Source organism: Acidobacteriota bacterium, assembly GCA_028875725.1.
GTDB lineage: Bacteria > Acidobacteriota > Thermoanaerobaculia > Multivoradales > Multivoraceae > Multivorans.
Window position 1 is genome coordinate 1,190,179 of sequence record JAPPCR010000006.1, and the last position, 13,447, is coordinate 1,203,625.

Genomic DNA, 13,447 nt, shown 5'->3' on the forward strand with positions numbered 1-13,447 from the left:
GCATTCCAGACACAGTGCCTGGACCACGTCGCCGGACTGTTCTTGGGTCTCCACCGCTTTGCCGCACGATCATGCCAGACGGCGACGGCGATCGCGGGATTCCCGGCGGCTGCCACGCTCCCGGTCTCTAGTCAACAGTCAGGCCTGCAGTTCCCTGCCGATCTCCAGGACGCGGTCCAGGATCTGCATGACATCGTCCTCGGTGGTGCGGGTGTTCAGCACGCAGAACCTCAATGAGAACCGGTCGCCGAGCCGGGTGGAGGCGATCATCGCGAATCCCGACTGGACGATGCGGTCCTGGATCTGGCGGTTCAGTTCGTCGAGGCCTTCACCTGAAACAGGTGGTTCGGTGGCAGGTCCTCGGTAGCGAAAGCAGACCACGCCCAGGCTCGGAGGCGCCAGAAGTTCGAGCTCGTCATCGCGTGCGATCCGATCCGCTGCGCTCGCGGCGATGCCGATGGCCGCGGCGATGGCTTGCCGGTGCGCGGCCAGGCCGTACCGCTGGACCGACAGCCATACGCGCAGGGCGCGAAATGCACGGGTGAGTTGCAGCCCGCGGTTGCAGAAGTTCACCTGCTGGGTGCCGAGATCGGTGTCCTGCATGTAGTCGGGCAGGATGCGGAAGGCGGACTCCAGCCGGGTGACGTCGCGGGCCATTAGGCAGCCTGTCTCGTAGGGCTGCATGAGCCACTTGTGCGGGTCGAGCGTCACGCTGTCGGCCAGTTCGAGGCCCTGGAGCAGAGGTCGGACTTCCGGATCGAGGACGGCGAAGCCGCCGTACGCGGCGTCTATGTGGTTCCAGAGCCCTTCCGCCCGAGCGATCTCCGCCAGCTCCACCAGCGGATCGATGGCGCCGGTGTTCGTCGTGCCGGCGTTCGCCACGAGGCAGAACGGTTCCAGACCCGCCTCGCGGTCTCGACGAATGGCTTCCAGCAGAGTCGCAGGAACGATGCGGAACTCATCGTCGGTGGCCAGGACCCGTATCCGCGCCGGATCGACTCCGGCAATTCGCGCGGCGCGCCCCACCGAGCCGTGGGCCTGGTCGGAGATGTAGACGACGCCGCGCTGGGGGTTTCCAGCGGCCTCGCGCGCCGCGACGACGGCGAGCAGATTGGCGGCCGATCCACCGCTCGTGAACAGGCCGCCCGCCCCCTTCGGGTAGCCCAGCCAATCGCGAAACCAGTCGGTGACCGTGAGCTCGATCTGGGAAGGTCCCGCGGACGCCAGCCAGGTCCCCTGGAAGACGTTGTACCCGCTGATCAGGAAGCTGGCCAGCACGGAGGCCCATGAGGGGCTGGCGGGCACGAAGGCAAGAAAGCGCGGGTGATCGATCCGCGCCGCGAGCGGCATTACGTCGCGAACTATCGTCTCGAGCAGTGGATCGAGATCCCGTCCCTCCTCGGGAGGAGGTCCATCGAGCAACGCCTCGGTGACATCGCGCGGCGCCGTCTGGAACGCCTTGTCGTCCCCCAGTTCGCTCAGGCGCTCGACGATGGCGTCCACGACCCGGTAGCCGGACCGGCGCATCTCCTCCGGATCTTCAAGGATCGACACGTCTCGTCAGACCTTCCTGGCCGCACCGGTCCTGGACCGACTCACAGCGCGGCAGCTATCGTACAGCCCTGAGAACCACTTCACTCCGCCTCCGCCCAGGGAGACGCCTTCTCCTTCTGGTGTTCGGCCTCTCCATGTTCTCCTCCCTCGTCTACGAGGTTGCGTGGTCGCGCTCGTTGTCGCTCGTGTTCGGGACGACGATCTACGCCTTCACCGCGGTCCTCACTGCGTTCATGGCGGGTCTGGCCCTCGGAGCGTACGGCTTCGGAAGGATCGCCGATCAGACGAAGAAACCCGTCCTGATCTTCGCGAAGCTCGAGTTCGCGCTTGGCGCCTGCGGTGTTCTTCTCATACCCCTCTTCGAGTTCACCTACGGCGTCCGGTTGGCTCTGTTCAGCCAGCTCCAGGGCTCTTCCGCGATGTTGTTCATCATGTTCGGCATCGTCTTCCTTCTCCTCATCGTGCCGACGGGAATCATGGGCGCCACGTTCCCGCTGATGACGAAGATCTACTCCAGGAACTTCGACCGCGACATCTCGGACGTGTACGCGGTGGACACGATTTGCGCCGGCGCCGGCGCCATGGTGGGAGGGTTTCTCTTCCTGCCGTACCTGGGCCTCTCTCAGACGATCGTGCTGGCCGCCGCGCTCAACCTGCTGGCCGGCTTCGTGCTCTACCAGGGGAGGGAGCGATGAAGCTGAGGTCGCTGCTCCTGAGTGCCTTCTTCTTCTCGGGCTTCGCCGCACTCGTGTACGAAGTCATGTTCACGAAGGGGTTGATTCTCTTCGTCGGCGGCACGGTCTACGCGTACAGCCTGATCCTGACCGCCTTTCTCACGGGAATGGGTTTCGGCAGCCTGCTGGCGAAGCGCTTCCGGAAGACGGATCTCGCCACGCTGTTCGCGTACGTTCAGCTCGGGATCGGCGCCTACGGGCTGCTCTTCGTCCCGATCCTGAACAATCTGGACATCGCGTACCTCGCGATCTACAACGTTTCGGGCGGCAGCTTCGGCGTCTTCCACTCGCTCCTGCTCCTCCTCGCGTACCTGGTCCTCCTGGTGCCGACCCTGCTCATGGGGATGACCTTTCCGGTCGTGAGTCGGTTGATCACCCGTGCAGAGAACATCGGCACGGATGTCGGAAAGCTGTTCTGTATCAACACTCTGGGTGGAGTGGCCGGCGCCTTTGTGGGCGGTTTCGTTCTGCTGCCGGTGATCGGCCTGGAACGAGCGATCCTCGTGGCCGTCGCGCTGAACCTCCTCATCTCGGCGGTGGTCTTTCTTGCTGCCGGCAAGGGCGGCAGGCTCGCCTACGGCGGCGCCTTCGCCGTCGTGGCTCTTCTTGCGGCGTCTCTGTCCGGCGCGAAAGTCGATCCCTACCGCTTTGGCATCTACCACCAGCATGGGCGGTTCGAGACCGCGAGCGAGTACCGGGAGGCGCTTGCACGAGAGAGAGCAGCCGCCGGCATCTCGTTCTCCGACTACGGCCTGTACGGCTCCGTCGTGGTGAAAGAAGAGGGCCCGGTCAAGGTCCTCATGATCGACGGGAAAGTCGATGCCGGAACGGGTTTGGACGTTCCTACCCAGCTTCTCCTGGGGTACATCCCCAGTCTCATGCACCCGGACCCGAAGGACGTGGCGATCATCGGCCTCGGCAGCGGGATCACCCTGGCCGCGGTCGAGAGTCTCCCTGCGGTGGAGAGGATCGACGTGCTCGAGCTGAACCCGACGGTCGTCGAGGCTGCGGGGCTCTTTGAGGTCGAGAACCGGAACGCCCTTGCCGATGAACGAGTCGAACTCACCGTAGGCGACGCGAGGGACGTTCTCTCCACGACCGAGCGGACCTATGACGTCATCGTTTCCGAGCCTTCCAACCCCTGGATCGACGGGGAGGTCTTCCTCTTCACCAGGGAGTTCTACTCGGTTGTCGCCGAGCGTCTCAACGAGGGGGGACTGTTCCTGCAGTGGATCGGCGCCTACGACTTCAACCCGGAGGATCTGAAGGTCTCCCTGCGAACGCTCGCGACAGCGTTTCCCCATGTCCAGGCGTGGGCCGACGCGAGAGGCGTGGATTTCTTCCTGTTGGCCTCGGAAGCACCCATCGCCAGGGACTACGAAGGGATCGCGGCTGCATTGCGAGAACCGGTCATCCGTTCCGACATGGAGGCGATCGCCGAATTGTCGAACCGCGCGCCGTTCACGGATCCGGATGTCTTCTTCTCGTTCTTCGTTGCGCACGACGAGGCTCTCGACTCCTACGCCGCGGGCGCGCCGGTCAACACGGACAACCGACCGATCATCGAGTTCAGGACGGCAAGGAACAGGGTGGGGCGGACGACGAGCAGTCTGGGTGCCATTCTCGCGCACACGAGCGGCGGCGGCGCGACGACGACGGTGTCACCCCCCGTGACCGCTCCCGTTTCGGGCGACGCACTGTCCTTTCTGGGTCTCAACGCGACGATCGACATGCCCCTTGCGGAGGTCGAGTACGCCTACGAGTACACGATTCGCGGTGAGGATTCCGCGAGCCTTCGTCTGGCGCTCGAACTGACGAAGCACGTCATCTTCACCGACGGAGAGAACCTGCTGGTGGTCCGTGGACACCCGCGAGAAACGGAGCCACCGGTCGAGGAGTTCGCGGCGATCGCGAGTTCCCTGGGATCGGCTGTTCTCGGCACGGTCGAAGTGGAGCGACAGACTCGCTACCTGACCCGGGGCGAGACGATCTCGGCGATGCTGTGGCACTGCAACCGCCACCTGTACGTGACGTACTTCGAGCATCCGCCGGGAGCATCGCTGCCGTCGATGTTCGACACCCTGGCGGGAGTCAGTTGTGCTGCGACTAGACCGTAGACTCGGCTGCTTCTAGAAGCTGAAGGCGACGTTGAAGCGGTACTCCGACGGCCTCTGGTAGGCAATGTCGCCGCCGCCCCTGCCGGTGGGCAGGCCCGACACCGGATTCACGAACAACTGGGCGTCCCCGTTGAGGGCGTTGGCGAGTTCCGCGCCGACCTTGATCTCGTACTTGCCGTTGATCGGCGGGAAGATCCAACTGGCATTGAGGTTCAGCTCCGTAGCGGTGTCAAGCTGCTTGGAACCCTGGGGATCGAGAAACTCGATGACTCGTTCCCTCTGGCCAGACACCGGGTGGGAAATGAAGACGTACCGCTGAGACTCCCATAGCCGGCCGGTTCGGAAGCGGTAGTGGGCGCTCGTGGTGAGCGTGTGTTTGCCGATCGGCCAGCGCTTGGCAGCGAGGAGGTTGAAGATCTCCGGAAACTCCGAGTTGTTGGCGATCGGGAGGTTCCCTTTGTTGCGGGTGTTCACATCGCTACTGCCGTCGGTCCCAACGCCGCCTATGGCCTGTATGTAGTTTCCGGCAGCCTCAGTGCCCTTCGCATCGCCTGCGTAGAAGTTGGCGCGCAAGGTCCAGTTGTTCCGGAAGTTGCGGTTGAGTTCGAGGATGAAACCCTCGTGCTCGCGCGTCAGGGGCAGGCGCGACGGCACTCCGTGCAGGGAGGACAGCCGGTTGACCTCGGCCTGGGTCCAGTTTGCCAATGCGAAGACCCGCCTTCCGTTCTCGTCGAACTGGACGGTCGTAGCCCAGATGTTGTCGTTGTCGCTCACGGTGTACATGGCCTTGGCGACCCAGTTGCGGTGGAACTGCCAGTCGACGCCGAGGGTGTACGCGTCTGAGTATTCGGGTTCCAGGTTCCTCGTTGCCTCCCTCCCGGCGCTGGCCACGATGGAGCTGTTCAGGATGTCGTAGGACTGGGTCGCGGGATTCCAGTTGAAGACCTGGCGGGTGTTCGTGCCGTTCGAGCCCTGGTCGAAGTTCTGGGTCAGCGACATGTTGAAGAGATTCAGGTAACGCCCGGCGGTGCCGCGGACCAGAATCCGGCCGTCGGCGTTCGCGTCGTAGACGACGCTCAATCTGGGCGCCAGCTCGTCGTAGTCGTTGACCTGTTCCCCGATGTTGTTGTCCATCGACTGGCCCTCGAGCCGCAATCCGGCGGTGACGACCCACTTGTCTCCGATATCGATCCGGTCCTGAATGAACAGGGTGTTCAGCTCGCTCTCGCGGCGGAACAGTCCTCCGTCCGGCGGCGCGTAGACCGTGACGGTCTCGGGGGTGGTGAAGCCACCGGGAACGTCGTAGCCGAAGCCGCGGCCGCTGTACTCCCTCTCGGGCCAGTTGCGGTTGTCGAGGCCCATGACGTGGCGCTCGGCGCCGAGACGAAGCTCGTGGTTCTTGCCGGCGAAGATCGTCGCGTAGGCGTTGATCTGCTGGCGGGGACCGTCCGAGAACCGGCCGGACGGGCCGCCAACAAGGCAGCCATTGAAGAAGAGCCGGGTGGCGAGGTCGTAGTAGCGGAAGTTGTTGCTGGACGGTGTGTGCGGATCTCCACCCGAGAGACTGTCCTTGCGATGGAGACAGTTGTCGGTGCGAGTGTCCGTGCTGTCGCCGACCTTGAGCTCCGCGAAGACCTTCGGGGTGGCGGCCCAGTTCCACAACGCCGTGTTCAACTCGGCCGTTTCCTGGCGCCCGTTCAGGCTGAACAGGTCCCCCGTTCGGTTGCCCCCGCCCTCGCGGTAACCCGGCGTGCGCACGTAGGTCGCGGCGAGCTGATGGTCATCTCCCGGCTGGAAGTTGACCTTGGCGACCGTCGATGACCCCTTGTAGCTCCAGTCGAAGACCGGGTCCGCGATGACGTCCGGGTTCGAGTTCGTGCTGGCGCCCCGGATCCTGTTATCGGACAGTTCGGCGTGGGCCGCGAAGAACCAGGCGCGATCGCGGTAGATCGGGCCGCCGAGAGCGGTCTCGTAGTTGTTGATGATCTCGTCGGGGCCGTTCAGATCGGGGTAGTCCCGAAACTCGCCCACCCACGCCTGGTTCTGGGCGACGTAGTAGAAGTCGCCGTGCAACTGGTTGGTGCCCGACTTGATCACCGTGTTGATCGTGGCCGTCTGGGTGCGCCCGTACTCGGCGCCGCGCCCCTGGGTATGAACCTCGGTCGCGGCGACCTGCGTGGTCGCCATCTTGAACTTGAACACGCCGTAGTTGCCCGTGACCTGGCTGACGTCGACGCCGTCGATGTTCACCGTGCCTCCGTCGCGGGGACCGCCCATGAAGCTGTTGAGCCAGTCCTGCTGCTTGGAGCCGGAGTTGGCCGGCAGGACCGCCAGGCTGTTGACGTGGTGACGCGTGATGAACGTCGTCAGCTCGGCGGTCTCGGCGTCGATCCTCGCCGTCGCCCCGGGCTCGTACTTGTTGATCATGGGCGCTTCGGCGACGACCTGGATTTCCTCGGCTTCGCCGCCCCGCAAGGTGAGGTCGACGGCGCGGCGCGCGCCGGGATCGAGCGTGACGGCGACTTCGCTGCTCGAGCCCAGACCTTCGAGTTCGGCGCTGAGGGTGAAGACGCCGTCGAGCAGCAGGCTGAAGCGGAACTCCCCGGCCGCGTCGCTGATCGCGTCCCTGGTGTTCTGCTGTCCTGCCAGCGTCACGCTGGCGCCCGGCAGCGGGTCTCCCTGGGCGTCGAGCACCCGGCCTTCGATCATTCCCGTGCCCGGACCGTCGGCCCAGAGCGGCAGGGCCGCGCAGGCGATGACGAAGAGCATCCAGATGCTGCGCTTGAGGGCGGCGATCTTCATAGCTCCACCTCCATGAGTTTCCGACCCGGGAGGTGGTAGGGGGCCTGGCCCTCTTCAACGGCCGGCTCCGCCCTGGTCTCCGGCATCATCTCGCGGAGGATGCTGGTTGGCGGCCGGCCGTTCGCTCCTCGGGGCGGCTCCAACGTGGTTGGAATGTTTCTTCGATTGTAGCGCCAGAATCTTGCCGCGTCTACCGCCATTCTTGACACGCTCGCCTCAAGGCGGGCAACATGGAGATTCCCACGATGCAGGCATCCATCCGCCTCGCGCTGCGCCTGGTCTTCGTCTGCGGGTTGGCGTCCGGCTCCGGTTCGGCACAGCCGGGTGCGACCGACGGCGACTGGCGGACCTACGCCGGGGACACCTGGGCCTCGAAGTACTCGGCGCTGGACCAGATCGACGCCGACAACTTCGGCGACCTGGAGATCGCCTGGCGCTGGAAGACGGTGGATACCCATCTCGTCCTGGCGGACGACAGCGGCGCGTCGCTGGTGCCGTCGGGGGTGGTGTTCGACCGCGTGGCGGAGCAGCAACCAGACCTGTGGCTGCGGCGTCCGGGGTTCGGCGCGATGTCCTCGACGGCGCTCGCGGTCGACGGTGTGCTGTACCTGATCACGAGCGTCGAGCAGGCGGCGGCGATCGACGGGCGCACCGGAGAGACGATCTGGGTTCACGACCCGCGCACCTACGAGAGCTCCGCGCTTCCGACCAGCAGAGGCCATCGAGGGGCGGCCTACTGGGAAGGAGACGGCGAAGCCCGCATCGTGTGGGGAACCGGCGCGGGGTACCTGATCGCCGTTGACGCCAGGACCGGGGTGCCGGCCGCGGACTTCGGAGACAACGGGCGGGTCGATTTCGTCGCCGATCTGCCGCGCTCGCCCCGCGGCCAGCCCTTCCAGTTGCCGGTCGGCTCGCGGTCGGCGGCGCCGCTCATCGTCGGCGACACGATCGTCCTGGGAACCAACCACACCGACTTCATCATGTCCAGGGAGGCGGTGCCCGGCTTCATCTTCGCCCACGACGTGCGGACCGGGAAGCGGCTGTGGGAGTTCCACATCGTGCCGCAGAGCGCCGACGAGTTCGGCGCCGACACCTGGGAAGACGAATCGTGGCGCAGAACCGGCAACGGCAACGCGTGGGCCAATCTGAGCGCCGACCCGGAACTCGGCTACGTCTACGTGCCGACCTCCGCCGTGTCTCCGGACCACTACGGCGGCCATCGCCTGGGCGACAACCTGTTCGCCAACAGCATCGTCTGTCTCGATGTCGAGACGGGCGAGCGGGTCTGGCACTACCAGCTCATTCACCACGAAGTCTGGGACTACGACAGCCCGACGGCGCCGAATCTGCTCGACATCACCGTCGACGGACGTCGGATCAAGGCGGTCGCCCAGGTCACGAAGCAGGGCTTCGTCTACACCTTCGACCGGGTGACCGGTGAGCCGGTCTGGCCGATCGAGGAGCGCCCGGTGCCGACCGACACCGACCTGGAAGGGGAGGTCATGTCTCCCACCCAGCCGTTCCCGACCAAGCCGCCGCCGTTTGCGGTGCAGGGCGCCCGGATCGAGGATCTGGTGGACTTCACTCCCGAGATTCGCCAGATGGCGCTCGAAGCCGTCGGAGGGTTCAGGCTCGGGCCGCTCTACACGCCGCTGTCGCTACGCGGCACGATCTTCCGGCCGGCGGCGGGCGGAGGCGCGAACTGGTCGGGCGCCACAGTGGATCCCGAAACGGGCGTGCTGTACGTCCCCTCCACGAACGGCCACTCGGTGCTCCGCTTCCGTGACGGACGGGCCGGCACCGACCTCCGCTACATCGCCGATCGCACCGATCCGGTCGGTGGGATCATGCGCGGCCGCACGACGTCCTGGGGGCAGTTCGAGCCCGTGGCTCGAGGTGTCGCGTTTCTCGACGGAGGCAACCCGACCCGGCAGCCCACGATGCCGCGGGGGCTGCCGCTGTGGAAACCGCCCTACTCCGCGATGGTCGCCATCGACATGACTCGGGGCGAGCACCTTTGGACGACGCCGCTGGGCCGGGGCGCCCGTTATCAGGACCACCCTTTGCTGCGCGATCTCGATCTGCCGCCGCTCGGGGGCGATCACAGCCGCGCCGGTTCGCTGCTGACCAGGACGCTGCTGATCCACGCGCTGAACAGCGGTGGGACCGACGATGGACCACAGCTCGTGGCCTACGACAAGGCCACCGGCGAACCGCTGGCGGGGGTCGACCTGCCCGGCCGCGGGCTCGGCTCGCCGATGACCTTCCTGCTCGACGGTCACCAGTACATCGCCCTCACGGTCAGCGGCAGGGTTCCCGAGCTGGTCGCCTACCGGCTGCCATCGGAGAGTCGATGATGTGACGTGGTCCTCACGGAGCGTTCGTAGAGGCCGCGGCGTTGATTCACGCCGCCGAGGAACGCCTGCGGCCGTCTCCGTGCTCCTCGCGGCGCTCGTCGTCCTACCCGGCACGGTCGCCGCCCGTTCGCTCGAGGCCGACGTCGCGCGTCTTCTCGATGTCTCGTGTCTTCGCTGTCACGACGTCGAGACCGAGACGCCGCTCGATCTCGAGAACCTGGGCTACGACCTCGACGATCGGGGGACCTTCCGGAAGTGGGTGCGGGTCTTCGAGCGTCTCGAGGCGGGCGAGATGCCTCCCCCCGGGACGCGGCGACCCCCGAGGCGGGTCGTCGACGCGGCGCTCGGTGCGCTGGCGAGAGATCTGGAGACGGCGGACCTGGCGGCTCGAGCCGCCGGACAGACGCCGCCGCGCCGTCTGACGGGGCTGGAGTACGAGTACACCGTCGAGGACCTGCTCCTGATCGAGGAGGACCTGGCGCGCCTGCTCCCGGCCGAGAGCGCGTCCGCCGGGTTCGACACGCTGGCGACGGAGCAGGGGATCTCGCCGCTTCACCTGCGCAGCTACCTGGAAGCGGCCGATCGTGCGCTCGATGCGGCGATCCGGCTTGGCGGGCGTCCGGCGAGCGCGGCGCACCTGATCGATTATCCGAGCAATCCGGCTTCGTACCACATGGTCCGCCAGAGCGTCAGCAAGAAGCTCGATGACGCCGTCGCGATGTTCGTCGATGAAGACCACCACAACACGAGTGGGTCCTTTTCGGCCAGAAACCTGAGGAGCGACAGCCACGGCTTCTCGGTCGTGCATCCGGGTCTGTACAGGGTCACCGTCGACGCCTATCCCTACCAGGCATCGACGCCGGTCACGCTCCTTCTCGTTCGTGCCAACCCGAACGGCGACAGGACGTTGCTCGGTGCCTTTGACTTACTGAACGGGGAGTCGGGCACGTTCGAAGCCACGACCTTCCTCCACCCGACCGACTACGTCTTTCCCGAGGTGGCCGACCTCGACTGGCACACGGAGGTCGAGGGCTTCTACGCCCCCGTCGAAGACTGGTCGGCAGAGGCCCAGGTCGTGGCCGCGGGGAAAGGGCTGGGCCGGCGGCTGCTTAACAACCGGGTCTATCACCCGATCTTCTACCACCCCACCGAGATCCTCGTGGACGGGGCCGCCACCTACAAGGGCGAGGGCGTTGCGGTCAGGTCGCTCGCCATCGAAGGCCCGCTCCTCGATGGGTGGCCGCCGCCGTCGACGCGCCGGCTCTTCGACGGCATCGAGTTCGACGCCGCCGGCGATCTCCAGCTCACGAAGGAACCGTACGAGCACGTCGTGGACGTCGTCTCGCACCTCGTGCCGCTGGCGTTTCGACGGCCGGCCGAAGCGGGTGAGGTGGACGCCTTCGCGAGCCTGGCCAGGCCCGCGATCGCCGCGGGACGGGAGTTCGTCGACGCCGTTCGCGTTCCGCTGCGCGCCATGTTGAGCGCACCGCAGTTTCTCTACCACGACGACCGGCCCGGCGAACTGGACGACTTCGCCCTCGCGACCCGACTCTCGTACTTCCTGTGGAAGAGCCTGCCGGACGAGGAGCTCTTCGCGGCGGCTCGGGAAGGCAGGTGGTCGGAGCCGGAGGTGATGGCGCGGCAGGTCGAGAGGATGCTCGACGACGAGAAGGCGCAGCGCTTCATTGGGGACTTCGTCGGCCAATGGCTGCGGCTCTACGAGATCGAGCTCACGAGTCCCGACGAGAGGCTCTATCCCGAGTACGACGATCTGCTGCATCACGCGCTCCAGGAGGAGACGAGGCTGTTCTTCACCGAGCTCGTGAAGAGCGACCTCGGAGTCCGGAACCTGATCGACTCCGACTTCACCTTTCTCAACCGCCGCCTGGCGGAGCACTACGGCATCCCCGGGGTGGAGGGGCAGCACATGCGCAAGGTGTCGCTGCCCGACGACAGTGTGCGCGGCGGCGTCCTGACGCAGGCCAGCGTTCTCAAGGTCACCGCCAACGGCACGACGACGTCGCCGGTCTTCCGCGGCAGCTTCGTTCTCTCGAACCTGCTGGGCCGGCCGCCGAACCCGCCGCCGCCGAACGCCGGCTCGGTCGAGCCCGACATCCGGGGCGCCACGACGATCCGCGAGATCCTCGCCAAACACCGCCGGGACCCGACTTGCAATGTATGTCACCGCGCGATCGACCCACCGGGATTCGCACTGGAGGCCTTCGACCCGACCGGCGGCTTCCGGACGCGCTACCGCTCCAGCGGCGAGGGCGACACGCCCACTGGGACCCTGTACGGTCGCCCGATCCTGGAGTACAAGGACGGGCCGTCCGTGGATTCAGGCGGCGTCACACCGGAAGGCAGTTCCTTCTCGGGCATCGCCGAGTACAAGCGACTCCTGCTCGCGGAGGAGGAGGATCAGATAGCGCGCCACTTCATCTCGCAGCTCGTCGTCTATGCGACCGGCGCCGAGATCGGCTTTGCCGACCGCGACGAGCTCGCGCGGCTCGTCGCGCAGAGCCGCGAGAGCGGCTACGGCGTGCGCGGGATCATCCACAATGTCACCCAGAGCCCACTCTTCAGGGAGCGGCAACGATGAACCAGCCCCTCGACCGACGCACATTCCTCCGGACTTCCGGGGTCGCCCTGGCACTCCCGCTCCTCGAAGCGATGAGTCCGGCGCTGGCCCGGGCGGCGATCCCGGCGCCCCGGCGGATGGTGACCGTATGCAACGCACTCGGCCTGCACCCGCCGTCGCTCTTTCCCGCCACAGCGGGTCGGGACTACGAAACGACCGAGTACCTGGAATTGCTTCGGGACCACAGGAGCGACTACACCCTGTTCTCGGGGCTTTCCCACGACGACCAGAACGGCCGCCAGGCCCATAGCAGCGAGGTCAGTTGGCTGACCGCGGCCCGCCACCCGGAACTCGCCGGATTTCGCAACACGATCTCGGTCGATCAGTTTGCCGCCGGGGAGCTCGGCTATGTGACCCGCTTTCCTTCGCTCGTGCTGGGCACCGACACGACGGTGCAGCGGAGCGCCAAGGGCACGCAGAGCCAGTCCTTCACGAGACGGGGCGTCATGGTGCCTTCAGAGACCAGTCCCGCCAATCTATTCGCCCGGATGTTCCTCGCGGGGGATGCCGACGAGGTCGAGCGGCAGAAGCGGGATCTCGGCGATGGACGCAGCATCCTCGACGGCCTGAGCTCGCAGAGAAAGGCGCTCGACCGGCGCGCCAGCGCCGCTGATCGAGGACGGCTGGACTCGTACTTCGAGGCCGTGCGCGCGGCCGAGAAAGGCATCACCGAGGCCCGGGCCTGGCTCGACCGGCCCAAGCCGCGGGTGGATCGCGAGCCCCCCGTCGACGTCCGGGAACGGCGTGACCTCATCGGCCGCGTCCAGTTGCTGATGGACCTCATCCCGCTGATCCTGCAGACCGACTCGACCCGTGTCGTCGCCGTGATGATCCAGGAGTTGCGGGAAGTACCGAAGATCCCGGGCGTCTCGGGGACGCACCACAACCTCTCGCACCACGGTCAGGATCCGGAGAAGATCGTGCAGTTGAGGAAGGTCGAGACGGAGATCGTCAAGTGCTTCGGCAGCCTTCTCGAGCAGCTCAAGGGATGCAGCGAGGCAGACGGCACGTTGCTCGATCAGACGGCGGTCCTCTTCGGCAGCAACCTCGGCAACGGGAACTCCCACGACACCCGCAACCTGCCGATCTTCCTCGCCGGCGGCGGCTTCGACCACGGTCGCTATGTCGCCCACGACAGCGAGGACAACGCGCCGCTTTCCAACCTCTACGTCACGATGTTGCAGCACATGGAGCTGGAGGCCGGGTCGTTCGGGCAGAGTACCGGCGTGCTGAGCTGGTAGGGCG

General features: G+C 66.2%; 7 protein-coding genes. 5 read left to right on the forward strand and 2 right to left on the reverse strand.

Annotated features, from left to right (window positions below; translation table 11 throughout):
• Nucleotides 1-138: 138 nt before the first annotated feature.
• Complete coding sequence (locus OXI49_06850) at nt 139-1,554, reverse strand: aminotransferase class I/II-fold pyridoxal phosphate-dependent enzyme (GenBank protein ID MDE2690219.1); 1,416 nt, start codon at nt 1,552-1,554, stop codon at nt 139-141.
• A 119-nt stretch (nt 1,555-1,673) separates the two neighbouring features.
• On the opposite strand from OXI49_06850, the gene OXI49_06855 reads away from it, so the two are divergent.
• Together OXI49_06855 and OXI49_06860 are read left to right on the forward strand one after the other, a co-directional pair.
• Nucleotides 1,674-2,249, forward strand: a complete 576-nt coding sequence (locus OXI49_06855) for a fused MFS/spermidine synthase (protein MDE2690220.1) — start codon at nt 1,674-1,676, stop codon at nt 2,247-2,249.
• Nucleotides 2,246-4,405: a fused MFS/spermidine synthase gene (locus tag OXI49_06860; GenBank protein ID MDE2690221.1), complete on the forward strand. Its 2,160-nt coding sequence runs from the start codon at nt 2,246-2,248 to the stop codon at nt 4,403-4,405. Before OXI49_06855 ends, OXI49_06860 begins: the two co-directional genes overlap by 4 nt.
• 12 nt (nt 4,406-4,417) lie before the next feature.
• On the opposite strand, the gene OXI49_06865 is transcribed toward OXI49_06860, so the two are convergent.
• A complete protein-coding gene (locus OXI49_06865; GenBank protein MDE2690222.1) occupies nt 4,418-7,207 on the reverse strand; it encodes a TonB-dependent receptor in 2,790 nt (929 codons plus the stop codon).
• Nucleotides 7,208-7,437: 230 nt separating this feature from the next.
• Between OXI49_06865 and OXI49_06870 the strand changes: the two genes are divergently transcribed.
• From OXI49_06870 to OXI49_06880, 3 genes are all read left to right on the forward strand, one after another.
• A complete protein-coding gene (locus OXI49_06870) occupies nt 7,438-9,564 on the forward strand; it encodes a PQQ-binding-like beta-propeller repeat protein (GenBank protein ID MDE2690223.1) in 2,127 nt (708 codons plus the stop codon).
• Between the two features lie 79 nt (nt 9,565-9,643).
• Complete coding sequence (locus OXI49_06875) at nt 9,644-12,163, forward strand: DUF1592 domain-containing protein (GenBank protein MDE2690224.1); 2,520 nt, start codon at nt 9,644-9,646, stop codon at nt 12,161-12,163.
• On the forward strand, nt 12,160-13,443 hold the full coding sequence (locus OXI49_06880; GenBank protein ID MDE2690225.1) for a DUF1552 domain-containing protein: 1,284 nt from the start codon (nt 12,160-12,162) through the stop codon (nt 13,441-13,443). The genes OXI49_06875 and OXI49_06880 overlap by 4 nt, the downstream gene beginning before the upstream one ends.
• Nucleotides 13,444-13,447 lie beyond the last annotated feature (4 nt).